The sequence below is a fragment of the Nocardia sp. BMG51109 genome (assembly GCF_000526215.1).
Taxonomy (GTDB): Bacteria; Actinomycetota; Actinomycetes; order Mycobacteriales; family Mycobacteriaceae; genus Nocardia.
The window spans coordinates 2,525,826-2,552,686 of record NZ_JAFQ01000004.1; the positions used below are offsets into that span (position 1 = coordinate 2,525,826).

Below are 26,861 nucleotides of genomic sequence, written 5' to 3' on the forward strand. Positions count from 1 at the left end.
TGATCGCGTCGAACGCCCGGTGCCCGGATTCCTCGTCCTCGGAACCATCGTTCCCGGAACCCGGGCACCGACCCGCCGGACGTGTTGGGCTACGGCCGAATTCGGCGCGGCGGGATCTCAGCGCTCCAGAATCTCAGCGCTCCAGAATCGCCACCACGCCCTGGCCGCCGGCGGCGCAGATGGAGATCAGCGCGCGGCCGGAGCCCTTCTCCGCCAGCTGCTTCGCGGTCTGGGCGATGATGCGGCCGCCGGTCGCGGCGAACGGGTGGCCGGCCGCCAGCGAGGAGCCGTTGACGTTGAGCTTGGCGCGATCGATCGCGCCGAGGGCGCCGTCCAAGCCGAGCCGCTCCTTGCAGTACTGATCCGACTCCCACGCCTGCAGGGTGGCCAGCACCACGGACGCGAACGCCTCGTGGATCTCGTAGTAGTCGAAGTCCTGCAGGGTCAGGCCGTTACGGGCGAGCAGGCGCGGCACCGCGTAGGTCGGCGCCATCAGCAGGCCGTCCGGGCCCCACACGTAGTCGACCGCGCCGACCTCGCTGTCGATCAGGTAGGCCAGCGGCTTCAGGTTGCGCTCGGCGGCCCACTCCTCGCTGCCCAGCAGCACCGCGGACGCGCCGTCGGTGAGCGGGGTGGAATTGCCGGCCGTCATCGTCGCGGCCGGATCCTTCTCGCCGCCGGGGAGCCGGTGGCCGAAGACCGGCTTCAGGGTCGACAGCTTCTCCACGGTCGAGTTCGGCCGCAGGTTGTCGTCGCGGGTCAGGCCCAGGAACGGGGTGATCAGATCGTCGAAGAAGCCGCGGTCGTAGGCCGCGGCCATGTTGCGGTGCGACAGGTAGGCCAGCTCGTCCTGCGCCTCGCGGGCGATGCCGAACTCCTTGGCGGTGAGGGCGGCGTGCTCGCCCATCGACAGCCCGGTGCGCGGTTCGGCATTGCGCGGGATCTCGATGCCCACCATACTCGGGCGCAGCCGTCCGGCCAGCTTGACGTAGTCGGAGTTCTTCTTGGCGCGGTTGGCGTCGAGCATCCACTCCCGCATGGATTCGCTCACGCCGATCGGCGCGTCAGAGGTGGTGTCGGTGCCGCCGCCGACGCCGGCCTCGATGCGGCCCAGCGCCACCGCGTCGCCGACGGTGACGATCGACTGCAGGCCGGTGCCGCAGGCCAGCTGCAGATCGTGCGCCGGGGTGTAGGGCGACAGCTCGCTGCCCAGCACGCTCTCGCGGATCATGCCGTGCTCGCCGACGCGCTTGAGCACCGCGCCGCCGACCACCATGCCCAGCCGCTCACCCTGCAGGCCGTAGCGGCTGACCAGCCCGTTCAGCGCGGCGGTGAACATGTCCTGGTTGGAGGCGTGTGCATAGCGGCCGTCGGACCGGGCGAACGGGATCCGGTTGCCGCCCAGGACCGCCACGGGACGGGTCTGCTTGGTGTGCGGGGCCTTTCCGCTCGATGAGGTGCTGCTCGATGCTGTGCTGCTCGATCCGGTGCTGCTCGATGAGGTGCCGGTGGACGCGGCCTTCGCCGAACGGGCTTTGGTAGTCACTCGAGTCTCCACTGTCTCGTCGGGAACTGACTGTCTCGTCGGAACTGTTCGGCGCTCGGGGCGTGGCCGACATGCGGCACAGCACCGATGCCCCTTCGCTGTCGGTTTACATTAAACTTACTCTGGAGTAAGTTCGTTGTCGACACCGTACCTCGTAGATGTGCCCGACAGTAGATGTGTCCGACGGCGCTCGACGTTCACATTCGACACACCGTTCACATTCGACACACAAGGAAAAGGTAGGAACCGTGGCAGCCAGCAAAAGCAAGGGCGCTCCCAACCTCTACGGATCGTTCGTCCACTCGGCCCCCGGCGCGTTCCTGGCGAGCAAGCTGGGGCTGCCCAAGCCGGAGAACCTGCGCCGCTACACCCCCGGCGAGGCGGCGCTGCCCGGGCCGGTACTGCTGGGCGGCAAGGGCCGGGTCGCCGACGCGGCCCGAAACCTGCTGTCCGACTACACCTTCGTGGATTCCCCCACATCGGGCGTGAAGTTCGGCGCCCTGGTGTTCGACGCCACCGGCCTCGGCTCGGTGGAGGAGCTCGAGCAGCTGTACCAGTTCTTCCAGCCGGCGATGCGGTCGGTCGCGCCGTCCGGTCGGCTGCTGGTCGTCGGCACCACGCCGGAGCTGGCCTCGGGCGTCGAGCAGCAGATCGCGCAGCGCGCGCTGGAGGGCTTCACCCGCAGCGTCGGCAAGGAGCTGCTGCGCGGCGCCACCGTCAACCTCGTATACCTGCACCCGGAGGCCGCCGCGGCCGCCACCGGACTGGAGTCCACGCTGCGGTTTCTGCTGTCCGGCAAGTCGGCGTTCGTCGATGCGCAGGTGTTCCGGGTCGGTCGCGAAGACGGCGTGGTGGACAACTCCTTCGATTGGGACAAGCCGCTGGACGGCAAGGTCGCCGTGGTCACCGGTGCGGCGCGCGGCATCGGCGCCACCATCGCCGAGGTCTTCGCCCGCGACGGCGCCAAGGTGATCGTCGCCGACATCCCGGCCGCCGGCGAGGCGCTGTCGGCGACCGCCAACAAGGTCGGTGGCACGGCCCTGGCCGTCGACGTCACCGCGCCCGATGCCGCCGACAAGATCGCCGAACTCGCGGCCGAGCGCTTCGGTAGCCTCGACATCGTGGTACACAACGCCGGGATCACCCGCGACAAGTTGCTCGCCAACATGGACGAGGGTCGCTGGAACTCGGTACTGAACGTCAATCTCGCTGCCCCGCACCGGATCACCGAAGCCCTGGTGTCGAAAGGCGTCCTGAAGGAGGGAGGCCGGGTGATCGATATCTCGTCGATCGCCGGCATCGCGGGCAACCGCGGCCAGACCAACTACGGCGCGTCCAAGGCCGGCGTGATCGGCATGGTGGACGCCGAGGCGCCGAAGCTGGCCGAGAAGGGCGTCACCATCAACGCCGTGGCCCCCGGCTTCATCGAAACCGCCATGACAGCCGCCATCCCGCTGGCCACTCGGGAGGCGGGCCGACTGATGAGTTCCCTGTCGCAGGGCGGCCAGACCGTCGATGTCGCCGAGACCATCGCCTACTTCGCCAGCCCGGCGTCGAACGCGGTGACGGGCAACGTCGTTCGGGTCTGCGGCCAGAGCCTGCTCGGTGCCTGATCGGAGCATCATGACCCAGACCATTTCGCTGACCACGCCGCCCAAGACCGGCGGTCTCTATCTGAAGGCGGCGCTGGGAGCCGTTCCCCTGCCGCTGGTTTCGAGCCGCAAGTCCGCTATCCCGGACCGCGTCATCGAATGGAAGGGTGTCCGGGTCGATGCCGACAACCTGGCCGCGTACTGCCATGCGACGGGTCTGCGCTTCGGCGATTCGCTGCCGCTGACCTATCCGTTCGTGCTCACCTTCCCGGTGGTGATGCAACTGGTGGTCGCCCGCGACTTCCCGTTCGTCGCGGTGGGCGCGGTGCACGCGGAGAACGTCATCGAGCGCACGAGGGAGATCTCGGTCAGCGAGCCGCTGGATATCCACGGGCACGTGGAGAATTTGCGCGAGCATCCGAAGGGCCTGCTGGTCGATGCGGTCAGCGAGGTCAGCGTGGGCCGGGAGCAGGTGTGGCGGCAGGTCACCACCTTCCTGCACCAGCAGCGCACCTCGCTGTCGGGTGGCCCGAAGCCCGAGCCCAAGCCGGAGGAGGCGCCCCCGCCGCCGCTGCGCACGCTGCGGGTGGATCAGGCGATGATCCACCGCTACGCCGCGGCGTCCGGGGACCGCAACCCGATCCACATGTCGTCGCTGGGCGCCAAGGCATTCGGGTTCCCGCGCTCGATCGCGCACGGAATGTGGTCGGCCGCGGCGATTCTCGGCGTCATCGAGGGGCGTGTGCCGGAGCGCACCACCTACTCGCTGAAGTTCGGCAAGCCGATCCTGCTGCCGTCCACGGTCAACGTGTACGCCGACCAGGTCGGTGATCCCGACGGCGGCAGCGGCTGGGATCTGTCGCTGAAGCACCCGAAGAAGGGATATCCGTACCTGACCGGCACGCTGCGCTGACGTCGCGGTGAGTTCCGGGCCCCGCGGGTCCGGAACGCCGCCGGGCGCTACTCGGCCTTCTTTTTACCCGCCAGGCCGCGCCAGGCCAGATTGTCCAGCAGGTCCACGGCCTCGGCCACCTGCACCTCGCCGTCGGCGATCCGGTCGGCGATCGCCTCGCCGGCGCCGATCACCGCGACTGCCACGATGTCGAAATTCGTTCCGGGCTCGGCATATTTGGCGCTGGACTCGAGCAGCTTGCCGGTCAGCTCGATCACCCGCTCGCGGCTGTTGGCGATCTCGGAGGCGAACGGCTGCTGCCCCAGCGCCTGCCGATACAGCACCTGCCAGGACAACCGGTTGGTGTCCACGTACGACAGGAATGCCTCCAGCCCGGCGCGCAACTGCTCGTGCGGGGTCAGCGTCGGATTGCCGGCGACCGCGACGGCATCGATGAACCGCACGCTCTCGCGCGCGATGCAGGCCCGGAACAGCTCGTCCTTGGAGCCGTAGTACAAATAGAGCATCGGCTTGGAGATCTTGGCCTCCGCGGCGATGGCATCCATCGAGGTGTCGTGGTACCCCTTACGCGAGAACACCTCGACGGCGGCATCCAGCATCTGCTGCTCACGAACCGCCCGGGGAAGCCGCTTCGTACCGCCTGCCATTCGCTCTCCTAGACCCTCGTGAAACCCGTATCTTACTCCAAGGTAAGTTCCACGGGAGGTACTTGCCCGGTCAGCAGTGCATCGGAATGCCCTTGTAGCGCGCCATCCGCAGCACCGATTCGTCGACCCGCTGGATCGACAGCCGCCCCGCCTGCACCTCCTGCTCCAGGTGATCCAGCACCGTCGAGACGGCATCGGAGTTGATCCACAGCGCGTTGTCGGCACCGGCCTCCAGCGCCGCGGCGACCGCGTCCTCGATACCCATCCGGCTGGTGATCGCGGCCATGCCGCTCAGGTCGTCGGTGAAGATCGGACCATCGAACGGCGCCGCCCCGTAGCCGGCGCCCTGGCGCAACAACGACATCACCTGCGGGCTGATGCTGGCCGGCGTGTCCGGTGTGGTCAGGCCGGGGACGTCGAGATGGCCGACCATCACGCCCGCCCCCGACCCGACGAGGTTGCGGAACGGCACCAGATCCACCTGTTGCAGCTGGTCCAGCGGCGGGGTGCGGACCGCGCCGGTATGCGAGTCGCCCGAACCGGAGCCGTGGCCGGGGAAGTGCTTGATCACCGCGCCGAGGCCGGCGTCGCGCATGGCGCGGATGTAGGCATCGGCGTAGCGGGTGACCACCTCCGGATCGTCGGAGAAGGACCGGTCGCCGATCACGCTGTCGTCCGGCTGGCTCGACACGTCGACGTCGGGCGCGAAGTCGACGGTGATACCGAGGTCGTGCATCGCCCGGCCGCGGCCGACGCTCTGCCGGTAGTAATCGTCGGCGGACATGGTCTGCGCGCTCTCCCGCGCCGACGGCGCGGACCCGATCAGGTTGCTCAGCCGCGACACCCGGCCGCCCTCTTCGTCGATGGTCACCATCAAGGGGGTGCGCGCCGCCGACTTGACCCGATCGATCTGCTGCTTGTCGCTCAGCAGGGTCTGATCGGTCCAGCTGCCGAGGAAGATGCCGCCGATCTGTTCGGTGCGCACGATGCTCTCCGCATCCGCCGTGCCGTTGACGCCGACGGTCAGCAACTGCGCGAGTTTCTGCCGGGTGGTGAACTGCGCGAGAAAGCCCGCGTTGCAATCGGGTTGGGTGCTGGTGGGCGGCGCCGTCGACTCCGGTGGCGCGCCGGTGGCGCCGGAGGTCTCGGTGGTCTGCGTGCTGCCGCCGGAGCAGGCGGTCAGGGTGAGGGCGAGTACCGCGAGAACGAGCCCGGGAACGGTGCGCATGGCTCTGAACGGTAGCCGTCCGGCGGACCGCCCGACAGCCCGGGCTCGATGGGCCGCGCCGCGGACCGGGGGCGGTGGTTCGCGGCACGACCACCGTGATCGTGAGTAACACCTACTGCTAGTGTCTCGTCGGCCGTCGACATGGCAGATCGCTATCGATGGTCGGCGCGGCGGCCGGGCGTGGCGGCCGGGAGCTGGTATCGACAGGGTTACCGCAATTCGACGGCCGATCGCCGTCGGCACCCTGCGTTCTTTTCAATCCACAGCACAGAGCGGAAGGCTGACATCGACGATGCGTATCGGCGCAATGGCGCGCGGAGCGGGACTGGCGCTCGCGGCTCTGATCACACTCGGCCTCGCCGCGCCGGCGGCGACGGCGGACAGCGAGGTGGACCGCTACCTCGATCTGCCGCTGGTCAACCGGAACGCGGCCCAGGGCCCGGGCGGCGTCAACCCCGAACTGCCCTACGACCATGCGGAACTGGGCCGATTGCTGGACCGGGCGCGCGCCGTGGGCGTACCCGCCACCCGCTACGCCGCCCTCCTGTACCAGTACTGGCTGGTCGACGCGACCGAGAAGGCCGGGATCGATCTGAAGTCCTGGGATCCGCGGGCCGGTGTGCGGGCCAACCGCGACAACCTGATCAAGTCCTACCGCTATTACGAGAACCTGCAACTGGATCACCACGAGCTGCAGTGGGCGGGGATGGGCGGTCAGGTCGGCGCCGACTTCGGCGGCGGGCTCGTCGACTTCGAGCTGCTGGGCAGCGATATCTACGGCCTGCCGGGCCTCGCCGATGCCGCGCACGGCGTGCTGGGTGCGGTCGAACAGATCGCGGGCCCGCAGGCGGTGGCGCTGCTGCCGGCGGGACTGCGGGCGCTCGCCCAGGCCGCTCCGCAGATCACACCCGAGGACGTGCGGTGGATCCTGGGGATGATCCTGGTGATGCAGAAGAACATCTTCTCCGACCTGATGCCGATGCACGACGCCTACGTCACCGGCGGTCTGTCCGCGCTCTCGGAGTTCCGGGAGGCGGGCCTGTTCGGCGACGACATCATGGCCGCCTGGCGCGATGTCGCCTCCGGCGACCACGGCCGGATCGTCGCCTCCGGCGACCACGATCGGATCGCGGAGGGCAACGGCACGCTGCTGCGCCGCGAACAACAGTGGGCGATCGGCGAGCAGTGGGACGAGGTCCGCGCGTACAAGGGCCCGGTCGGCGAGGGGATCACCTATCTCAGCGGCGCGGCCGGCTCGCCCTCGGTGGCCGGGGTGGTGCCGCCGCGCGAATTCCGCCCGGTGCGCATCCCCTTCACCGGCGCCGACGGCCGGGCCATGGAACTGACCATGCCGCTGCCGGACTGGAACTGGTCGGAGCTGGACCCGCGGTGGGACTACATCACCACCGAACTGCTGCCGAAGTACAAGTGGCAGGTCGACAACAACTGGCCCGCACTGGAAGCCACGATGCGCATGCCGTATGAACAACAGCTGGAGTCGCACCGGCCGCTGCTGAACATCCCGCAGCTGCTGACCTCGGCCGTGCAGGAGCTGAAGGTGACACCCGCGACCGGACAGGAGAACTGAGATGCGCAAGCGATCTCTCGTCGCGCTGGCCGCGGCGTTCGCGATGGTCTGCGCCGCCGCGGGAACCGTTGCGGCCGAACCGGTTCCGCCGCAGACCCCGGGCCTGGACAAGGTGTTCAACGGCTACGTCGTCGGTGCGCTGACCGGTGCCACCCCGGGCTCGCCACAGGAGGTGTTCCAGGGGCTGGCGGCGAACGATCCCTTCTACCGGGAACCGCCGCTCACCGGCACCGAGAAGCCGGGCACGATCCTGAAATCCAAGAAGGTCGACGTGCTGTTCACCGGACTGAAGCCGGCGAACCTGGACGCCTGGAAGCTGATGTACGTCAGCACCGAGAAGGACGGCGTGACCCCGGCCGTCAGCACCGGCATCCTGATGATTCCGCGCGACGGCAGGCCCGCCGACCAGAAACGGCTGGTCTCCTATCAGGAGGCCAACGACAGCGTGGGCGCCGGCTGTCACCCGAGCACGCAGTGGACCGGCGGTGCGCCGCTGGACGGTTCGTCCTGGTCGGCCCTCGGTCCGCTGGCGCTGATATTCGGCAAGGGGCACGCGGTGATGATCTCGGACGTCGGCAACGACGCCGACCCCCGTCCGCACGGGGTGTTCGCGGGCAGGTACGCCGCGCACACCCAGCTCGACGGCGCCCGTGCCGCACTGCATTTCGGCGAGGCGGGCCTGGACCCGAACGCGCAGATGGCCCTGTTCGGCATCGCCGGCGGCGGTGTCGGCGCGGCCTTCTCGGCCGAGCTGCAGCCGGCCTACGCGCCCGAGCTGAACGTGAAATCGACGGTGCTGGAGGGCATGGTGGTCAACCAGCGCAACTTCATGCGGGTCGCCGACGGTTCGGTCGGCTCCGGCTTCGCCTTCGCGACGCTGTTCGGGCTGGAGCCGAAATACCCGGAGATGGACCTGAATTCGAAGCTGAACCCGGTCGGGCGCAGCGTGGGCGACTTCTTCCGGACGCAATGCCAGGACGCCTATTTCGGGATGCCCTTCGTCCCGCTGAACACGATGTTCGGATCCGGGCTGAATCCCGCCGACGAACCGGCGTTCCAGCACGTGTTCGACGACAACGAGCTCGGCAGGTCCGGGGCGCCGAAGTCCAAGGTGCTGATCACCTCGTGCGCCCGCGACGATTCGCCCATGTCCCTGGTCCCGGCCCGTGATTCGCGAGAGCTGGCCGACACCTACCGCGAACAGGGCGCCGACGTCACCTACCAGCCGACGGACTGCGGCATGGTGAAGATGCTCACCGACCTCTACGGCTGGGGCACCGACCTGTTCGGCATGCAGACGGTCGACTGGCTGGACAGCGCTTTCGACTGAGCGCCTTCGACCGAGGTGACAGAGTGGGCCCCGACCAGCCGGTCGGGGCCCACTCGTTCGTTCCTTACTTACTCGGCAGCTCGTTGTGGCCGCCGAAGGCCTTGCGCATCGCCGACAGCACCTTGTCGGCGTACAGCGACTCGTCGCGCGAGGAGAAGCGCTGGTACAGCGCCGCCGACAGCACCGGCGCCGGCACGCCCTCGTCGATCGCCGCGTGGATGGTCCAGCGGCCCTCACCGGAGTCGGACACCCGGCCGCCGAACGTGCTCAGCTGCGGATCGGCGTGCATCGCCGCCGCGGTCAGGTCCAGCAGCCAGGAGGCGACGACCGAGCCGCGCCGCCACACCTCGGTCACCTCTGCCACGTCGATGTCGTACTGGTAGTACTCGGGGTGCTCGAGCGGCGTCTCCTCGGCGGAGTGCTTGCCCGCCTCGGTCTTGCCGATATCGGCCTTGTGCAGGATGTTCATCCCCTCGGCGTAGGCCTGCATGGCGCCGTACTCGATGCCGTTGTGCACCATCTTGACGAAGTGCCCGGCACCGGCGGGGCCGCAGTGCAGGTAGCCCTGCTCGGCGGGGGACGGCTCGCCGGTGCGGCCGGGGGTGCGCTCGGCGGCGTCCACGCCGGGCGCGATCGACTGCAGCAGCGGTTCGATGTGCTTCACCGTCTCGCCCTCGCCGCCGATCATCAGGCAGTAGCCGCGCTCCAGGCCCCACACCCCGCCGGAGGTGCCGATGTCCAGGTAGTGCAGGCCCTTCGGGGTCAGCACCTTCGCGCGCTCGACGTCCTCGTGGTAGCGGCTGTTGCCGCCGTCGATGATGATGTCGCCCGGGTCGAGCAGCTCGGCGATCCGGTCGATCACCGCGCCGGTGGCGCCGGCCGGGATCATCACCCACACCACGCGCGGCTTCTCCAGCAGCGCGACGAATGCCTCGTAATCGGTGGTTCCGGTGAAGTTCTCGCCGAGTTCGGCGGTGAACTCCTCGATCTGGTCCTGATGGCGCGAGTAACCGACCGCGGTGTGCCCGTCGCGGACGATGCGCCGCACGATGTTGGCGCCCATCCGGCCGAGCCCGATCATTCCAAGCTGCATACCCAATCTCCTCGACTCGTCCGAGCTCCGGCAGGTCCGAGCTCTGCTGGCTGTGCCTGGCGGCGCTGCTGGCGACCCTACGCGGTGACGTATGCCGTCGCCGCGCCGCAACCGTCCTAGATTGTCCCTGGTGACTCGATCGGAAATTTCTCAGGTCTGGGTGTAACGCCCTGAGCGTGCCACCGATATTCAGGTCGGCTCCGCGCTGTTGCCAGACCCCCGACCCGGCAACCGCGCGGGGCCTCTTTGTTTGCCGGGGGGTCTTCCGGTGGGCGGGGTGCACCGCGCGGCCCCGGCAGTGGTGTGCGACCGTGCTGCTGTCCGACCGTGCCGCCGTGTGCGACCGTGCCGCATCGCGACCCTGCGGGTGGCGGGGACGCCGGGTGTGTCGAAATGTCTGCGGCACCGCGCGATTCGCTGCGGGGTGTCCGGCCCGGACAATCGCCAAACCGACCGATCGCACTGGTAGCAGCGGTAATTCGCCTTGCCGAGCGAATTTTTCCGCGGCCCGTTACGATGACCTCGATCACATCGATTTGCGTTAACGTGTTGTGGCGTGGATAGGATCACTCGCGCACGTGGCCACCTGGCTGCGGGGGGCCATCAAGTACGAAACTGATGAGGGTGGTGGGACGACGTGCAAGAAGGTCGGCATCGAAAGTTGAACAGCAGCACTGCAAGACGTGTGTTCTTACCTGCTGTCGGCGTTATTCCGCTGGCGTTGGCCGTGGCCTGTTCCAGCTCGACCGATCAGGCCGTCGAGTCCTCGGCTCCGGTGACGAGTACCGAGTCGCCCAGTAAGCAGCCGACGACGCCGAAGCTGCCCGATACGGCAACCCCGCCGCCGCCCGGCCCGCAGGTGCGGCCGCAGGTCCCCACGCCGACCACCTCGCAGCCCGGCGTGGCACCGGGCGGCGCCGACAGCCTGGTCGCCCCGCGCCCCGGCCTGTCGCAGCCCGGCATCACGACCACACCGCCGCCTCCACCCGCGGCGCCGCCGGCGGCCCCGCCGAACGCGGATTACGCTGTCCCCCCGAACTTCCGGCCGATCCCGCAGCAGTCCAAGCCGGCCCCGGGTGTCAACTGGCAGAAACTGCACGCGCCCCAGCCCGTCGAGCCGGTCGCCCCGATCGCGCCGCCGCCGCGCACCGTGCGCGTGGGTGATTTCAGCGCCCCGGCGCCCAACGAGTTGCCCGACGACGTGTTGAACACGTTCAACACCACGGTCGCTCAGGGTGAGGCGAATATCGCCACGGGCCTGAATTCCGTTGGCATCGAAGGCACTCGGTCGGACAAGGTGGCCGGTGGGGCGATGGCGGGTGCGGCTCTGGGTGCGGCTGCGGCCGGTATTCCGGCCGCCGTTGTGGGTGCGGTTCCCGGTGCTGTGATCGGTGGTGTCATCGGCGGGGTCGCCGGTGGCGTTGTCGGCGGTGTTGCCACGGTCGGTGTGGCCGCAGCCCCGTCGATCGCCGGCGGCGCGGCGATCGGTGCCGCAGTCGGCGCTGCGGTTGGTGCTGCCGCACTGGGCATCCCGGCCGCCGTGGCCGGTGGTGTAGCGGGCGGCGTCGTCGGCGCTGCGGTCGGCACCGGTGTGGACAGCGCACCGGTCGGCGATCACGTCGATGGTGGTTCGCCTGACGGAGGTTCGCCCGACGGTGGCGCGGCCGATGGTGGCGCGGCCGACGGTGGCTCAGCGGATGGCGGTGCGGCCGACGCGGCCTGACCTGCGCGACGTCTAGGTTCGCCGCCCGCGATTCACGTTCCGGCACGTCCGACCGCATCCGGGACGACCACGGCCAGATCGCCTGTGGCGCAGGCCCTGGCCGATGGGCCGTTGGCGTGGGTACCGCACTCGCCGGCACTCAGGAGATCTCGGCCGGGCAGATCATCCGTGGTCGGCGCTTCCGGCGCCGAAGCCCGTGGCCAACTCTCGGTCTCGGGAGATGCGGTTGCGTTCGTCGGCCGATTCGAGAGCTTTCACGGCCGCATCGATATATTTCGTGGCCGGCCTGGCACGCATGAGGGCGCGGCCCGCGTCGGCCCGGGCCGCTCGCGCCGCGGGATCCGCGAGGTAGTGCAGGCACGTCTCGACGAGGCTGTCGTATTCGGTGAATACGACCGCGTCGGAGAATTCCGCGGTGGCGTCGGTGTCGACGCAGTCCTCCGATATTACGAAAATGCCGTTGGCCAGCAGATACGATACGCGGACGATTTCGAATATCCGCGGACCGTGGTGAATGTTCAGAACTATTTTCGCGCGGGCGTACAGGTCGTCGCGGGCACGACCGTAGACGTCGTAGTGCGATTGCGCGTTTACCCCGGCCTCTTGCAGCTGCGCGATCGGTGCGTGCCGGCGCGGATTGGGACCGCCGACGAACAGCACATCGATATCCTGCGTATCGGCGGGCGGAATTTTCTCCAGTTCGGGAACGCTGCCGATCGGAACGTGGTGCACATTCGTCATGCCCATCGACGCGAGGGCCTCGACATTATATCGGCTGTAATCCCAGACGACGTGGCGGCGAAACAAATCCAGCAGCTCGTCGGTCACCCATCGCGATCCCGGCGCCATCTGCTCGAAATTGTACAGAATGGCATCCTCCGGAACCTCCTGCCCCCACCACGACAGCGTATTGCTGCCGAATACGATATGCCTTCTGTTGGGTATTGTCAGATCGTTGACCAGCACACTTCCGTAACCCAACCGATCCAGGGCCCAATGTACGGTCTCGGCCACTTCACGAAAAGCCTCGCGGTGTGAAAACGACTTCGGGGGTGCGATCGTGACGGCGAACCTCATCGGATCGGTGCGCAACGGCAATTCGGACCGGCCTCCGCATATCGACGTCTGTACTGCCATTGCCGCGCTGCGACCCGTGGCCCGCCACACGTTATCGCATCCCGATCCTGCTCGCCGGGGAGCCTCGGCGCACGGGGTGCGGCATCGCGGACGGCGATCCGGCCGATGGCGGCGCGTCCGAGTGGTGGCAGAGCGAAGCGGGCGGCCGAGCCCGGTCGCCCGCGACGTGCAGATACTCGTTGCGCCGCAATGCGGTTCGTCTCAGTCTCCGCAGGCCCCGCAGGAGATGTTGATCTGGGTGCCGGTCAGCGATCGGGCCCGGTCCGAGGCGACGAAGGCGGCGACGTTGCCGACGTCGGACAGGCTCGCGCCGCGGCCGAGCAGCGTGGCGTCGATGATGCCCTTGCGCGCGGGCTCGGTTTCCGGGATGTCCGGGAAGGACTCGGTGATGCCGCCGGTCAGCAGCGACACCACCCGGACACCGTACGGACCCAGCTCGGCCGACCACTGCCGCCGCAGTGCCTCCACGGCATCCATGCCCACCTGAACGTTGCCCAATCCCGGCATCTTCATGGTCGGGTCGGAGCCGCCGAAGAACAGGATGACCCCGGACTTCTGCTCGATCATGTACCGCGCCGCGGCCTTGGTGGTCGACAGCTGGGACCTGACGATCTTGGCCATCGAGTCGGCGAAATCGTCGATCGACATGTCGATGAGCGGCCCGAAGAGCGCGTCCTGGGAGATCACGTTGACCGAGATGTCCAGGCTCCCGGCCTTTTCGGCCACGGCATCGGCATGGTCCGCGACGGCGGCGGCGTCCAGCACATCCACGACGGCGATCTCGGCGCGCCCACCTTCGCCGCGGATCTCGTCGGCGACCTTGTCGAGCGTGGCGGCCGTGCGGCCGACGAGATGGCAGCTCGCCCCCTCGGCGGCGAAGCCCTTGGCCATCGCGGAGCCGATGGATCCGCCGGCGCCGTAGATCACCGCGGTCTTGTTCTCCAGCAACATGATGTTCTCTCCTGTCGAATTACCCTGCAGGAGAAACGCTATTTCTCCGGTACCGCCGGTCGCATCGGTCGCACGACTGGCGTCCCGCCGCCCCGAGGGCCGCCGGATAGGTCATCGGCTCACAGCTCGAGCTGGGCAAGCTCGATCCGCCGCGTGACACCGAGCTTCGGATAGGCCTTGTACAGGTGGTGGCCGACCGTGCGCGGACTGAGGAACAACTGGGCACCGATCTCCTTGTTGCTGTGCCCGGCCGCCGCCAGCCGCACGACCTGCACCTCCTGCGGCGTCAGCAGTTTCAGCGGAGCACCGCGCTGTTCGGCCGGTTGTTCACCGAGCGCGGCCAGCTCGACGCGGGTTCGATCCGCCCATATCCGGGCGCCGACGCGATCGAAGGCATCGAGCGCCGCGAGTAGGTGCGCACGGGCATCGGCGCGGCGTCGCCGGCGCCGCAGCCACTCGCCGAACGACAGTTGCGTGCGGGCTCGGTCGTACGGCCCGCCGTGCCGCTCGTGCAACCGCAGGGCCGTGGTGTAGTGCTTCTCCGCGTCGTCATCGGCCACCAGCAGCGCCCGGCATCGGTGTAACAGCGCTTCCCCCAGCGGATTCCGGATGCTTTGCGCCCAGCGCTCGAACGCGGGGAGATGCTCGTGCGCGCGTTCGGGAAGGCCGCCGCGGATCGCCGCCTCCACATGATCGGGTACGGCTCGGATGGGGAAGTCGTATGCGGCCGGTCCCGAACAGACGCTTTCGAGCCGGCCGAGCGCCGAATCGAACTGTCCGGCAGCCAAATCCGTGACCGCGAGCCCCCAGGACGCGAGCGCCGCGTGCGTCGGGTGCCGCGCAGACAGCATCGGCTCGATATCCGCGGCCAGCGAACGGCTGCGCTGCTCCTCCCCGGCGACGGCCGCCAACCACACCTCGACGGCCCGCAGCGCGGCGACCTCGGTCTCCATATCGAGCTCGATACCGAGCGAAACGGCCTCCGCGACAGCGGTTTCCGCCTGGACGAACTGTCCGTTCAGCAGCCTCGCGAGGGCGAGTACCTCCAGCGCGTACGGAATCCACAGCACGGCTCCCGTCCGCCGGGCCTGATCGAGCGCCGTATCCGTGATCGCGGCGGCGTCCTCGTCCTCGGCCAGCATCACCCCGCTGAACGCCGCGACTATCTTGTGCAGGGAGTCGACCTTTTCGCCCCGCGCATCGATCATCTGCCGGAGCATCGTCTCGACGGCCGCCTCTTCGGGCCGTCCGGCAAGGAAATCGGGCCAGGCGATCTGTGCCGCCACGTGGCTGATCAGCGGCGAATTCGCGGGCAGTCGCAGGGATTCGAACTGGGTAGCCGTCCGCTCGAGCAGATCGTGCCGCGCGGCGTCCCGGCCGCAGCACGCGGCCTCGGTCAGTATGAAGACCGCGCGTTCGGGATCGTCGTCGACCACGAGTTCGGCGGCCCGCAGGGCGAGTTCGCCATCCGCGGCGGGCGAGGTGCGTTCGTATTCGATCTGCGCCTTGATATGCGTTGCGTCCGCGATGATTCCGCTGTTACCGGTGAGCGAGATGGCCTCGGTGGCGAGGCGGATCGCCCGGTCCGATCGTCCCGCGTCGTAGGCCGCGCGGGCGGCCATCAGGACGCGCCGGGCGCGCTGTTCCGGATCCGCGCTGAGCCGTCCGGCCCGGTCGTAGGCGGCAGATACCGCCATCGCACCGCCGCGGTACTGGGCCCGTCGCGCCGTATTCTCCAGTTCGGCGGCCACGCGCTCGTCCGGTTCGGTGGTCGCGGCGGCGAGGTGCCAGGTCCGGCGATCGGCGTCGCCGGCGTCGGTGAGCGCGCGAGCGAAGCCCTCGTGCACGGAGATTCGCTGATGATGGGCCGCCTGCTGGTAGGCGGCGGCCCGGATCAGCGGATGCCGGAACGTGAGGGTGTCGGTGGACATCACGACGAGGTCGGCCCGCTCGGCGGGTTCGAGATCGGCCGCGGCGAGTCCGAAGGCGGCGGCGACACGCAGGATAGTATCGACTCCGGCGCCGGTATCGGCCGCCGCGATGAGCAGCAACGTTCTTGTGGCAGTGGGTAGTTCGGAGATCTGAGCGCGAAAACTCTCCTGTACGAGGCGGGTTACGGGCAGCGGGCCCACCTCATGTATCGGATCCGCGTCTCCGGTGCGTTCGGCGGCCCGCCGGGCTCCGCCGAGTTCGATCAGCGCCAACGGATTACCGGCGGATTCGGTCAGCACGCGGTCACGCCCCGGCACGGTGAGCCCCGGCGCGCGCTCATCGAGCACCGCCGCCGCGGCCGCCGGCGGCAGCCCCTCCAGCCGCAGCGTGCCGATTCCGGGCGTGGCGAACGGCGACGCGGTCTCCCGGACCGCGAGGACGACCGCGATGGGGTCGGCGTGAAACCGCCGCGTGGCGAACAGCAGCGCGTCCGAGGAGCTGCGGTCGAGCCACTGCGCATCATCGATGAGAACCACCGTCGGCGTGTCGGCGGCCAGCTCGGCGAGCAGCGTCAACGTCGCCGCACCGACCAGAAACCGATTCGACTCGACCGCCTCGACCTGCCCGAACGCCGCACGCAACGCCGACCGCTGCGGCCCGGGCAGCGTGTCGAGCCGATCCAGGTAGGGATACAGCAGCAGATGCAGCGCCCCGAACGCGAGCTCGGCCTCGGACTCGACCCCCACCCCGCGCACGACCCGCATCCCCGCCGCCGCACCCGCGGCATAGTCCATCAACGCCGACTTCCCGATACCCGCTTCCCCCCGAATCACCAGGGCCCGGCTGTTACCCGCTCTGGCATCACCGAGCAGCCCCTCGACCTCGGCCCGCTCGATCTCACGCCCTACCAACACGCTCGTCAGCGTAATGACGACGACCGCGCCACACCCGACCTCTACGGGATTTCTGTGGACCGAAAAGTTTCAGGGCTGCACCGGATGCGGGAACCTATCGACCACCACCGTGTCCGGAGTGATCCCGGGGAGAGAAGCCCGGTCGCTCGCTACCCACCTCAGCTTCGTCCGCGGCCCGGCTGCCGCCTCGGTGCCGATCCGACACGTGCCGTATCGACCCGTCCGGGTCGGATTCTTGTTCGAATTGGTTCGCCCATTTACGAAACTCCATGATCGGACCGTCACCTTTTGCCAGCTTGGGTCGAGTCAGAAACACCTTATTTTCCCAGATTGGTATATCGCGATGGCTGTCGGCCACGATCGCTACGACCATCAGTCTGCTCAGAAATTTGACTACAGGTCTGATCAGGGGATTTTTCGCCAGTTCGACAAGGTTCAACGGGCCGAGTCGTGTCGCAGTCATCGCAAAGGTGATGTCTATGTGGTCCAGATCTACGGGTGTGGCGAATGCCCACATCCGGGCTTCCATCTCAGGTTTGTGATACGACAGGATTCCGCGGATGCAGAACATGCCAACCCATTCCAGGTACAGGTGGGAGTCTCCGCTGAATACCGATAGTTGCGTCGCGCTCCTGGAGTCCATCTCCGCCGAGAAGATCGGCCCGGAATTACTGTGCCTGTAGTTGGAAACCACTGTATGATGCACCGGCATAAAATGGCCTACATCAACGCCGTTCTCCAGGAAGTCTTGCACCCGATTGACGATGCGAGCGCTGCTGTGTGCCAGTGGGTGGATGCGATCCGTAGTCGGTTCTATTTCCCACTCCGGCGGTGCGCCGTGAGCGTGATACCACACAGCGATTGCGCCATCAATTTCTCGCACCTCCCATGTCTGCAAACCGGCATTCGGTGGAGGCTTCGTATTATATCCCGTCCTTACACACGCTCCCGATGTATCATAGGCGAATCGATGGAACGGGCAGAGTAGTAGTTCACCTTCTACGCGACCTCCATGTCCGAGATGGGCGCCCAGGTGTGGGCAATATGGCCGGATCGCCCGCACGCTTCCCGATTCGGTTCGATAGAGAACGATCTCTTCGCCCGCTAGTTGCTTTGTAACAACTTGTCCGGGTGCTATTTCATGTGTGAAACATATGAGGTACCAGCTGTTGGGATGCGGCAGGCGCGAACCTGCGCTGGGATTCTGCGCAACAGCCCGATCATTCTTTGCCGAGCTGTTGCGGCCAGCGAGCGATGAGATGGAAATCATTGCTGTTCCTAACGGTCGACACGGAATGCCGAGTCACCCGATGCGGAATGATTATCCGGCAGCTAGAAAGGCCTCGGTCGGATCTCCACCTGCGCTCGGTTCCGATACGGAACACGCTAGCGCCTGCCGGGCCGGTCCGGATATGTAGAAGATGAATATCTTACATGCCTACAATCTATACCCTGAAGGGTGGGATTCGGTTTACAGTGGACATCTGTCCGGGAGATATCGAGACCTAGCGAGATGGCGAGCGATGGGCATGGATGTGTTACGAAAGGAGCCGGCCTCCCAAGATCTGACGATCCCGGTGCGGTTTCCGCACCGAGTCAATCAACATCCTGACCGTGCCTTGGATCGTGAACAGTATTGGGGTCGTCACTATGGCATTGCGGCATCGGAACCGAGCCGGTGGGAAAAGGTCTCAGCCTACCGGCCTGCCACGCTGATTACCCATGCAAACCCCGATGCCGAAGGTGAGGTCTATGATCTGCTTGTCGATGAGATGTGCTTTTACGTCTATCTCGACGACCTGATCGACGAAGTATTCTTCGAGGACCCCGGTGGAGCCTCTTCGTTCATCGGAAAAATCGCTGATGTACTCGATGAAGATATCGCTCGGACTCGGCTCGACAGATCGATACCCGCCGTGGCGATGTTCGATGACGTATGGACGCGCTGCGTCGGCCTCATGTCGTGGAAATGGCGACACCGGGCTGCCGGGCACTGGCTGGACTACTTGTGGGGCAATCTCACCGAAACCATCGACCGGTACCGTCGGACAACGCCGACCGACCTGGACATGTACCTACAGACCAGGCGCGGATCTATCGCAATGACCAACTGCCAGGACAAGCACGAGATAGTTCATGGTTTCGAACTGCCGGCCCGGGTTCTGCGCCAGCCCGTCCTGCAGCGACTCCTACGCCTGCTCACGGACCTGGTCATCGTCGGCAACGATCTTGTGTCCTATGAGAAGGAAGACTCCATCGGCGATGCATACAACTCCGTCCTTCTCCTGCGCGACCACCACGGGATGACGTTGGTCGAAGCTGTCGAGCATGTGACCGGTCTCGCCACCGGCTACGCCAACCAGATCGACAAGATCCACCGTGATTTGCCCGACGTGCTGAACGACATCGATCCTGCCGCGCGCGAGACCACCTTGATCTGGGAGGAACACGCCCGATTGTGGGTAGGTGGCTTCACCGCCTGGCAAGCACTTGCCCCTCGGTACAACCCGCCGAGAGCAGCCGAAGCATAGGGCGGTGAACTGAGGAAATTGCGCATACATGCCGGCTTGTGGATGCATTCGTTAAGCGGGTCCGCCCGTCGTCGCGGGCGCTGTTGTCTCATCTCGACGCGCTGCTCGTCACCGAGCGGATGGCGTTGTTGTCCGGCCGTGACGACGAGTTCGTGTGGGAGATTCTGAAGCGGTGGACGGGGATGCGGTCGGGCGAGATTCACGGACTGGAGACGCGATACCTGATCAACACCGGACATCCTCATCGGCAGCTTATGCAGGTCGAATGGCAGCTGACCGAGGTGAAGAGCAAACCGGTCAGGATCGCGCCGAAGGACGAGTCCTACAGAAACATCGACATTCCGTTGTTCCTGTGGGACCTGCTCACCGGCCAGGTGGCGCGGACCCGGCCCCAGCCGTGCCCGTGCCACGGTTATCGGTATGTGTTCACCGGCAACGTCCGGCGGCGGGCTGTCGGTAACCCGAAAGGTGCGACGCAGGCCGCGGTGGCGAAGAGGGCCGGTGTCTCCGAGCGGGCGGTCAAGGTCGCGTTCGCCGGCGGCGACGGGCTGTCGGAGGAGACACGGGCGAGGGTTCTCGCGGCGGCCGACGAGATCGGTTACCGGCTGGAGGCCGCGCGTATCCCGCGGGTGCTGATCGATGAGCGGCTCGGTCACGAGGACGGGTCGGTGCAGGCCAACTACACCCACATCACCGACGACATGCGCGACGAACTCGTCGAGATGCTGACGGCTCGGTGGTTCGAGGCGCTGGATGCCCGGCTGGCGATGTGCCCGACCTCGCCAGTCCGGGTCCTGAACGAGCTGCTTCAAGCCAGAGCACGGAACAGGTCGCCGCTGGTGGCCGCGTGATATTGCGGCTCGAAACTCCCCCGGCCGGGATGAGATTGGCCTGGTTGAGGAGTAAATGGTTGCGGCACTGGAGGTTTCATAGGCTCTGCGTCGACGTGTCCGGCTGGGTCGTCGCGGGCGGTGGGTACGGAAATTCCGACTGGGGGTTGGAATGCCTCCCTCACCACGCCCGAATATGTAATGGAGAGAGCAGATTCCGATGTCTCGGCAGGCTGGTTGCGGTGTACTCTGACCGGTGGGGATAGCTGGGGAGATGCACTCGTTGGTGTTGTGCCGATCGGGTGACTCGAACCGTACGTGAGGATGTCCGATGCTGGACTTCGTCTACTATCCCGTGTCAGCCGTGTTCTTGGCCTGTCACCTGGTGTGCGCGGCGCTGGTGGGGCGCGACAACGGCTTCGGTTGGTTGCTGGCGATGCTCGTATTCGTGTTCGTCTTGAGGCTGTGCATGTATCCGCTGGCCGCCGTGCTGGCCGGTCGGCTTGGCAGGGACGAAACACTCGGTGCCGCAACGGATTCTCCGAGGTTCCCGCTCGGTCTGTATCTTGCCCGGATCGTCGTGCACGTGGTTGTGTTCGTCGGGCTGGTGCATGTCTGGAATTCGTTCAACCGGACCGGAGAGGGGTTGGGGTTGTCGGTCTACGACAACGCTCACACCGCCAACTACCTGTTCGGTTCAGACGAGGTACAGGCGATGCTGGTGGCGCGCGTGTTCGGCGCTCCGCCGACTGCCGGGATCACAACGTCGCGAGCGCAGTTGGAGGCGTTCGTCGACTACGGCGGAACTCCGTCGACCGGTGTCGTGACATTGGTGGCCGTGCCGATGATTGTCGCGATAGTGGTGCTGACCGCAGTGAATGGTTGGTCCTCTCCTGTTGGCTCCTTCGCCGATCGTGGTGTGGGCCCGGCGCCACTGTTGTACGCGATCGGCCGGTGGGTGTTGCCGGTGCTGGCCGCGCTGATCGGCATCGTGATGCCGATCGGCATGCTGGTTTACCTGTTGGGCAACGGTGTGTGCACGCTTGTCGAGCATCGTCTGCTGGCTCGCCGGACCGTGAGATCCGAGCCGGTGCGCGGTGGCCCGCCGACGATCGGACTGACCACCGACGGTGTCCCGATCTATCCGGTGGTCGGATACACCGCCGATGGTGCGCCGGTGACAGCGAACCGGGTCGCCGGGGCAATAGTGGATCCTGCGCGCACGAATTCGTTGGCGGTGACAGCGCTGGTGCTCGGGGTCGTCGCGGGACCGTTGGCGATCCCGTTCGGACATGTTGCCCGGTCTCAGATCCGGCGGACGGGGGAGCAAGGCGATGGGATGGCGTTGGCCGGTCTGATCCTCGGCTACCTGTCGCTCGTCGCCGTGCTCGCCGCGGTCGTCGCTTCTGTGGTTGTCCTGAACGGCGCTCGCTGAGATGAGGATTCGCTGGGCCGCCGCGGCCGCCGTGTCGCTGATGATTGTTGCTGGGCGTGTGCACCGGATCGGACACCGCCCTCCGACCGGGTGGCGACCGTGCAGGTGAGCGCCGATGGGTTCCGGGTAGAGCAAGGGCCGGTGGTCGTGATCGCGGGTGCTGGTGTCGCGCCTGAGAGCACCGTTGTGTCGGTCGCTCGGCTGAATCCGGTCGCACCTGCGGTACCCGAGTCGATGTTCGTGCCGCTGGGCGACGGTGTGGAGGTGCGCCTCGGTGCAGGTGACGTGCAGCCTTCGGTGCCGTTGGAACTTCTGTTCACTCTCGATCGCACGCAGATGGCGGGACACATAGAGGCAGGCTACGGACGGTGCCGCAAGCACGGAGCTTCGAGGTACACGGGCGGGATCTGGCGGGTGCGATAGCGGCCGGAATTGTCTCTCAGATCGGTTCGGCCGAATCGTCTTCCGTGCTCGTGCCCGGTGACAGCACAGTGTTTCCGTTCGCTGCCGAACTGCCGCCGCGGGCTGCGCGGCTGACGGTCGACGCCGGACTGTCGCTGGTGTCGGTCGTGCTCCAGGAAATCTCCACGGCTGCCGACCTTTTCGGTATCAAATTGGACCTGGCGAACCTCGTCATCGACAAGGTCGACAAACTTACTTGCCTCGCAGATACGGTGGACGGGTTGAACCAATTGTCCGGCAACGATTTCGGCACCAGATCAGGGAGGCTGGCGAAGTCCGTTCTCGATTGCGTCGGCCTTGTCGGCGGGTTTTCCGGTGCGGTCTTCCTCACCGCGGTCAGCGGCATCATCGGTGGCCTGTTCACAACCGTGGTCGGCGCGTGGACCTCCGCGACCGGTCAGGACACCGCGTATCTGGCATTCACCGTCGAATCCGACCCGGTGCTGGGGCAGCCTCAGGATCTACCGCCTACCGGCGCCTCGCTATATTCGACCCCGCCGACGGCGAACAACCCGACCCGAACCACACGCAGAACATCTGTCCGCCCTGACCACGACCAGAGACACGGTGGCGTCCATCGGACTGGGTTCCAGGGCCGCCCAACGTTACCCGTCGACATGGCAGATGATCGCCGCCTCAAGCGCACTTTACTGTGCAATATTTTATTTTTACCGGCACCTCACGGATTCGCCACCGTTATATGTTGTCCTCATTCGTGAGCAGCCGGAGGAGTCCCTGGGTTTCGAGATAACGCTGGTGGCACTGGTCATGGAACGCGGCGACCGAGCGGGCACGAGCAGATTCATACAGCTTGAGCGCTAGGTCTAACCAGCTTTTCTCATCTAGGGGGCGCAACGGAAATGGATCAACTGTCCGCTCCAGTGCCGCCGCTAGACAGATGGCTCGCGCGCGATTGAAGCGGTTCGGCGTGCTCTCATTGTCATAGCGAGCTTCCAGCACGACGCGGCTGGCGTCGAAGCAGTCGTACGCCCGGCGCGCGGCCTCACTCGCCAACTGCTGGTCCTTCGACGACCTGTCCGGTACACCCAGCAGTTCCGCTTGGCGGAGATAGAGGTGTCCCAGGCCTGCAATGAGGCTGGTATCGGTGAAGTTGTCGTACAGAAGTTTGGAAAGCTCGGCGTTTTCACCCGCTTTTTCGTCCGATACGGCGTCCTGGCCGGCGTCCGCCAGGCGCCGTTGGTTTAGATATGTGCTGATGGCAGTGGGGAAGCCGCCGTCGAACAGTCTCGCAAAAGTTGTGTTCATATGGCTCCAATCGACCGTATCGCCTGCCTCCAAGGCGATACGTGCGCGCAGCACATGGACCTTCTCGGATTTGAAGTTATGCCCGAGGGGTTCGACGAGGTGGTCGGCGGCTCGGCGCAGAGCTTCTTCGTGGTCCGCCTGCACGGGCTTTCCGGAACGCACCGAGGTGAGGAGGACCTCGGCCGCGTTGATCTGTGCGACGCGCCGTCGATGCCCGCTGGTCGACAGTCTGATCACTGCTTCGAATTGCTCGACGGCCTCGTCGTATTGCCATAACCTGCGGAAGACGGATGCCTTCGCCGACCGGACGCGGTCGCTGTAGGGGTAAAGCTCTGCAGCTCGGTCGAGAATTGACCAGGTGGTTGAGTTGTCGACCGGGCGCGCTGCCGCTGCCGACTGACCTTTTGCTGTGGTCGTCAAGAGCTGGCGGTATTGACGTTCCACATCGGCGTGGGCCAGAAGTGTCCCCACCGTGGGGCCGTAACGGCGCTCATGGCTTTTCAGGGTGCGGGTACGCGCCATGTAGATTCTTCTTAGGCACTGATCGTATGGCTCGTTGTATCGGCCTATCGCCTTCCGCGCAGCGAGTTGCAGGCTGCGCCCGTCCTGATACCACTCTTCTTCGATACATAGGAAGGCGAGCTGGGCGTGCCTGTGGTTACTAGAGGTCTGCTTCTGCAGCCACGCCTTGATCTGTACGACAGCTTGACGCCGCTTCGATGCACCTGACTGGTCGTCGCTGGCATTTACTTCACACTGTGCCAGGATCCCGAGACATTTCAGCCAGACTCGGTAGACATCGGTGCCAGCGGGACCATGCGTGACCGCTGTCTCAGCAATCTGGACTGCCTCCTTTGCTTCCCCTACGGCGTCGCGCGGCCGATCGTTCTGGAGCAGAGCAGTTGTCATGAAGACCTTGGCGAGCGCCAATTGCAACAGTCCGGCTGGGTATCCGGCCATCGCCTGAGCAGCGAAGAGGTCCCGCACCGGCTTGAGCAGGGCCAGTATCGATTTAGCACCGTCCAGTACTAGTTCCGGATCGGCATTCTCCCGGTGAAGCACTAGCTCGAACTTCGCGACCGTCACTCGCAGAGCTGGGTCCCAGCTGGCGATCGGACCGTAGTGGATAGCTAGGACGTCTCGGGCGGATTCCACGGCTCGCACCCGATCTTGGTCTTGACGGAACTCCAGCGCATGGAACTTGGTTCCGTCGAGAAATCTGTTGGTCCACAGTTGTCGGAAGGGCTCTGTAGACGCGCAGTTCTCCAACCCCGTGGTGGCGAGACTTACGACCGCGGCCAGCGCTGTCAGCCGCTCCTCCTCCGTCGTGGCCATCCGGGCAGTCGCCTTCGCAGCTTGCATGCGAAGCCGGAGCAACGTGGCTGTGCCAGCGGCTGTCCGGGGCGGTGGCAGTAGACCAAGCAGTTGATTTGCAGCCGATGCGGTGGTTCTCGCCTCATCCATTTGCTGTTCGTCCACTTGCGTGACAACAGTGTTCAGCAGCCAGGAGGCGACGCCCGTTAGGCGACTGACCTGGTCACGGGCCTCCAGCAGCGCATCGCTTCGGAGAAGGTCACAGACCCCGCGGCGGATAGTGAGTACCTCCGCTCGGCGGCCGAAGCGACGGCCGCCGAAGAAGAGAGCGTTGTCGATTGACCGCAGCATTTGGGTGGGGACGAGTGGTGCGGCACTCACCAACAAGTCGGCCGCTGTCCTACCGGCCGTCACGAATTCGGCAGCGGACTGGTCGGTTACGGGTTCGCGCATCGTTACGTTCAGCACGGAGACGGCGTGGTAGAGCGAGCCGGTGTCGGGTGCCGGACTCATATCCTCATCCATCGGCATTCTCGCAGTGGGTACGACCGGGAGCACGATTGCCGTTATGTCCAGCGAGTTCGCGAATCGCTCTAGGATCAGAGAAAGCCTGGGCAGCCGACCGGAGGCATGGTTACTGATCCATCCGACTGCGCACTCGACGGCGAAAATGATGGACGCTTGCGACGCGCCGCCCTCGTCGTCATCGGCTCCGTATCGCAGGATGTTGTCGAACAAGGCATACGCCATCTGGCTCAGTGCGGTGTCCAGCAATGCAGGATTGGACGCGGCAGGTCCCAGAGCGTTTCGTTCAGCGCTCCGCAACCGCTTGTCCTTTCTTCCACCTGACGCGACCGCAACGAGATTGCGAAGGGCGACCTGAGTGGCGGTGCTCAGCCGAAAGTGCATCACCGACGACGAAGACGACCTCGCCTCAGCAAGGACGCCGTGGTCGACTAAGAACTCCAGCCCATTGCCCAGGCCGGCGGGCCGGAGGATATCCGGTGGGAGCAGCATCTGTTCGGTCAGCGACCAGACCATCAGTAGCGCCAAGGCGTCGGGTTCTTTGGAATCGCCAAGCAGCTGGATTCCAGCGTTTGCTAGCGCGGTGGTGATCGTCAGTCCGCAGGCTTCGAGCAAGGCTAACGCGATCCGCTCCGGATCTTCGTCGCGTGGATCCCGGTCGTAGATCTCACGGGAGTACTCGTCGACACCCAGGAGGATGATCTTCGGCCGCTTGGCAATATCGTCGTTCGCCTGCCGGACTGCTTCGTCGGCGTCGGAGCATATATTGCGCTTCGCTAGCTCGGCAGAGAGCAGTTGGACTGCTTCGTCATGCTTGAGCGGGCCCAGCCGGATGGGCGGCATCAAGCGGAGTTGTTGCCCACCGTCGGCCACGACGTTGGTGGTGCTAACGATGAGTACGACTGATTTTTCGAACGCCGGATTGGCCAGAATGTCATCGAGGTCCGACTCCAGATCGGTGACGTCGTCGGTGAAGCGGGTGCAGTTTATCACCACGACAAGATCGCGATCTCTCGACATACCGATCAACAGCTCGTGCAGTTTGTGCCGGGCTCTCCGCTCAATGGACGAGGTATCGTTTCCGTCGTCGTCCAACACGTCCAAGTCCAGTGCGAACTGTGCGGCGAGCGCGCGTGCCAGGGGAGCCTCGCTGCCTGGGCCGGGAAGCCAAACCTTCACGACACCCAATTGCCGTTCCTGCGGTAGCGAGTCTCGGAACCTCTGCTCGCTCATTAGGGTCGTTATGAACGCAGACTTTCCGGCGTGCTCAGGACCGACGATGGGGATGACGTGTCCGCTGGAGACGAACGATATCGCTGTCCGAAGTTCCGCCTTACGTCCCACAAATCCCTCGGAGGGCTCCGTAGGCAACGGCTGGACCGGTATGGCAGACGACCGGCCCGATTGCGGCGGATTGACGGTTATGCTGACCGAGCCAAGGTTGCACTGCACACCGCTGCCCAACAGATTCGCCTGGGCATTGTCCTCGACTTTTGTGTGCATATCGGTGTGCTGTTGTGTGGGGGCGGAGCGCGCAAGCTCTCGTTCGCGGCTCCGCCAGTTCACGAGTCGCTCCTGCGTTGATCATTGCGCTGAACACCTTGCCCGAGGACGTTCATTTGCGCATTTCCTCCGGCCTTATTGTGCATCGTCACGTGGTAGCCATTCCGTGGTTCAGTATCGACCAGGTTGGCGTCCGGGGCCCGGGGGCGCCCGTTGGCTGTGCTCCCTCGCAACGCCACCAGACCGAGCACCACGGCGACCGCGCCGGCACCTGCACCGATGCCGCTGCTGACCCGGTCCGCCTCTTCGGTGCCCAGCAACCAGAAAAGTGCGGCGATTGCCATGACGATCACTCCGATCACCACGACCCAGATCCATAAACTCTTGTGCTTCGATCGTGA

Annotated in this window: 19 protein-coding genes and 1 pseudogene; 9 read left to right on the top strand and 11 right to left on the bottom strand. The window is 66.0% G+C overall.

Annotation, left to right across the window (positions count from 1 at the left end):
* Positions 1 to 133 precede the first annotated feature (133 nt).
* On the bottom strand, positions 134 to 1,546 hold the full coding sequence (locus D892_RS0112895) for an acetyl-CoA C-acetyltransferase (RefSeq protein ID WP_024801635.1): 1,413 nt from the start codon (positions 1,544 to 1,546) through the stop codon (positions 134 to 136).
* Positions 1,547 to 1,794: 248 nt separating this feature from the next.
* On the opposite strand from D892_RS0112895, the gene D892_RS0112900 reads away from it, so the two are divergent.
* Both D892_RS0112900 and D892_RS0112905 read left to right on the top strand, forming a co-directional pair.
* Positions 1,795 to 3,159: a 3-oxoacyl-ACP reductase gene (locus tag D892_RS0112900; protein WP_024801636.1), complete on the top strand. Its 1,365-nt coding sequence runs from the start codon at positions 1,795 to 1,797 to the stop codon at positions 3,157 to 3,159.
* A gap of 10 nt (positions 3,160 to 3,169) precedes the next feature.
* Positions 3,170 to 4,051: a MaoC/PaaZ C-terminal domain-containing protein gene (locus tag D892_RS0112905; protein WP_036567004.1), complete on the top strand. Its 882-nt coding sequence runs from the start codon at positions 3,170 to 3,172 to the stop codon at positions 4,049 to 4,051.
* Between the two features lie 47 nt (positions 4,052 to 4,098).
* Here D892_RS0112905 and D892_RS0112910 read toward each other — a convergent pair whose 3' ends face one another.
* The gene (locus tag D892_RS0112910; protein WP_024801638.1) at positions 4,099 to 4,698 is read right to left on the bottom strand and encodes a TetR/AcrR family transcriptional regulator; all 600 of its coding nucleotides are present in this window, start codon (positions 4,696 to 4,698) and stop codon (positions 4,099 to 4,101) included.
* 70 nt (positions 4,699 to 4,768) lie between these two features.
* Entirely contained in the window at positions 4,769 to 5,926 is a 1,158-nt protein-coding gene (locus D892_RS0112915) for a glycoside hydrolase family 3 N-terminal domain-containing protein (RefSeq protein WP_024801639.1), read from the bottom strand.
* A gap of 292 nt (positions 5,927 to 6,218) precedes the next feature.
* Between D892_RS0112915 and D892_RS0112920 the strand changes: the two genes are divergently transcribed.
* Together D892_RS0112920 and D892_RS0112925 are read left to right on the top strand one after the other, a co-directional pair.
* Complete coding sequence (locus D892_RS0112920; protein ID WP_024801640.1) at positions 6,219 to 7,514, top strand: hypothetical protein; 1,296 nt, start codon at positions 6,219 to 6,221, stop codon at positions 7,512 to 7,514.
* Between the two features lies 1 nt (position 7,515).
* Complete coding sequence (locus D892_RS0112925) at positions 7,516 to 8,844, top strand: lipase family protein (RefSeq protein ID WP_024801641.1); 1,329 nt, start codon at positions 7,516 to 7,518, stop codon at positions 8,842 to 8,844.
* Between the two features lie 64 nt (positions 8,845 to 8,908).
* Here the strand turns inward: D892_RS0112925 and gnd are convergent, their stop codons facing one another.
* A complete protein-coding gene (gene gnd, locus D892_RS0112930) occupies positions 8,909 to 9,937 on the bottom strand; it encodes a phosphogluconate dehydrogenase (NAD(+)-dependent, decarboxylating) (protein WP_024801642.1) in 1,029 nt (342 codons plus the stop codon).
* 775 nt (positions 9,938 to 10,712) lie between these two features.
* On the opposite strand from gnd, the gene D892_RS43645 reads away from it, so the two are divergent.
* Positions 10,713 to 11,660, top strand: coding sequence for a hypothetical protein (locus D892_RS43645; RefSeq protein WP_156959485.1), 948 nt, complete (start codon positions 10,713 to 10,715; stop codon positions 11,658 to 11,660).
* A 162-nt stretch (positions 11,661 to 11,822) separates the two neighbouring features.
* Here D892_RS43645 and D892_RS0112940 read toward each other — a convergent pair whose 3' ends face one another.
* From D892_RS0112940 to D892_RS49590, 5 genes and pseudogenes are all read right to left on the bottom strand, one after another.
* A complete protein-coding gene (locus tag D892_RS0112940) occupies positions 11,823 to 12,674 on the bottom strand; it encodes a glycosyltransferase (RefSeq protein WP_156959486.1) in 852 nt (283 codons plus the stop codon).
* Positions 12,675 to 12,998: 324 nt separating this feature from the next.
* Complete coding sequence (locus D892_RS0112945) at positions 12,999 to 13,748, bottom strand: SDR family NAD(P)-dependent oxidoreductase (protein ID WP_024801645.1); 750 nt, start codon at positions 13,746 to 13,748, stop codon at positions 12,999 to 13,001.
* A gap of 119 nt (positions 13,749 to 13,867) precedes the next feature.
* Positions 13,868 to 16,594: an AAA family ATPase gene (locus D892_RS0112950; RefSeq protein ID WP_024801646.1), complete on the bottom strand. Its 2,727-nt coding sequence runs from the start codon at positions 16,592 to 16,594 to the stop codon at positions 13,868 to 13,870.
* Between the two features lie 94 nt (positions 16,595 to 16,688).
* A complete protein-coding gene (locus D892_RS45090; protein WP_232236075.1) occupies positions 16,689 to 17,477 on the bottom strand; it encodes a hypothetical protein in 789 nt (262 codons plus the stop codon).
* Positions 17,478 to 17,537: 60 nt separating this feature from the next.
* A pseudogene (locus D892_RS49590) lies at positions 17,538 to 17,864 on the bottom strand (Rieske 2Fe-2S domain-containing protein); the annotation flags it as partial.
* Between the two features lie 253 nt (positions 17,865 to 18,117).
* On the opposite strand from D892_RS49590, the gene D892_RS0112955 reads away from it, so the two are divergent.
* The 4 genes from D892_RS0112955 to D892_RS46610 all read left to right on the top strand — a co-directional run bounded on the left by D892_RS0112955 (position 18,118) and on the right by D892_RS46610 (position 22,571).
* Positions 18,118 to 19,125: a terpene synthase family protein gene (locus D892_RS0112955; protein WP_156959487.1), complete on the top strand. Its 1,008-nt coding sequence runs from the start codon at positions 18,118 to 18,120 to the stop codon at positions 19,123 to 19,125.
* 38 nt (positions 19,126 to 19,163) lie between these two features.
* Entirely contained in the window at positions 19,164 to 19,976 is an 813-nt protein-coding gene (locus D892_RS0112960) for a helix-turn-helix domain-containing protein (RefSeq protein WP_156959488.1), read from the top strand.
* 310 nt (positions 19,977 to 20,286) lie between these two features.
* Positions 20,287 to 21,390, top strand: coding sequence for a DUF4190 domain-containing protein (locus D892_RS0112965; protein ID WP_024801649.1), 1,104 nt, complete (start codon positions 20,287 to 20,289; stop codon positions 21,388 to 21,390).
* Positions 21,391 to 21,758: 368 nt separating this feature from the next.
* Positions 21,759 to 22,571 carry a hypothetical protein gene (locus D892_RS46610; protein WP_156959489.1) on the top strand — a complete coding sequence of 271 codons (813 nt, stop codon included), beginning with the start codon at positions 21,759 to 21,761 and terminating at the stop codon, positions 22,569 to 22,571.
* On the opposite strand, the gene D892_RS0112980 is transcribed toward D892_RS46610, so the two are convergent.
* Both D892_RS0112980 and D892_RS0112985 read right to left on the bottom strand, forming a co-directional pair.
* Positions 22,549 to 26,523, bottom strand: a complete 3,975-nt coding sequence (locus D892_RS0112980) for a hypothetical protein (RefSeq protein WP_156959490.1) — start codon at positions 26,521 to 26,523, stop codon at positions 22,549 to 22,551. The two genes, D892_RS46610 and D892_RS0112980, sit on opposite strands and share 23 nt — an antisense overlap.
* The gene (locus tag D892_RS0112985) at positions 26,520 to 26,825 is read right to left on the bottom strand and encodes a hypothetical protein (protein WP_024801652.1); all 306 of its coding nucleotides are present in this window, start codon (positions 26,823 to 26,825) and stop codon (positions 26,520 to 26,522) included. Before D892_RS0112985 ends, D892_RS0112980 begins: the two co-directional genes overlap by 4 nt.
* Positions 26,826 to 26,861: the final 36 nt, after the last annotated feature.

What these genes read in the sequence shown, in the direction of transcription:
- D892_RS0112905 (WP_036567004.1), top strand. Translation starts at nt 3,170, where the DNA reads ATGACCCAGACCATTTCGCTGACCACGCCGCCCAAGACCGGCGGTCTC.
- D892_RS0112910 (WP_024801638.1), bottom strand. Translation starts at nt 4,698, where the DNA reads ATGGCAGGCGGTACGAAGCGGCTTCCCCGGGCGGTTCGTGAGCAGCAG.
- D892_RS0112915 (WP_024801639.1), bottom strand. Translation starts at nt 5,926, where the DNA reads ATGCGCACCGTTCCCGGGCTCGTTCTCGCGGTACTCGCCCTCACCCTG.
- D892_RS0112920 (WP_024801640.1), top strand. Translation starts at nt 6,219, where the DNA reads ATGCGTATCGGCGCAATGGCGCGCGGAGCGGGACTGGCGCTCGCGGCT.
- D892_RS0112925 (WP_024801641.1), top strand. Translation starts at nt 7,516, where the DNA reads ATGCGCAAGCGATCTCTCGTCGCGCTGGCCGCGGCGTTCGCGATGGTC.
- gnd (WP_024801642.1), bottom strand. Translation starts at nt 9,937, where the DNA reads ATGCAGCTTGGAATGATCGGGCTCGGCCGGATGGGCGCCAACATCGTG.
- D892_RS0112945 (WP_024801645.1), bottom strand. Translation starts at nt 13,748, where the DNA reads ATGTTGCTGGAGAACAAGACCGCGGTGATCTACGGCGCCGGCGGATCC.
- D892_RS0112955 (WP_156959487.1), top strand. Translation starts at nt 18,118, where the DNA reads ATGGGCATGGATGTGTTACGAAAGGAGCCGGCCTCCCAAGATCTGACG.
- D892_RS0112965 (WP_024801649.1), top strand. Translation starts at nt 20,287, where the DNA reads ATGCTGGACTTCGTCTACTATCCCGTGTCAGCCGTGTTCTTGGCCTGT.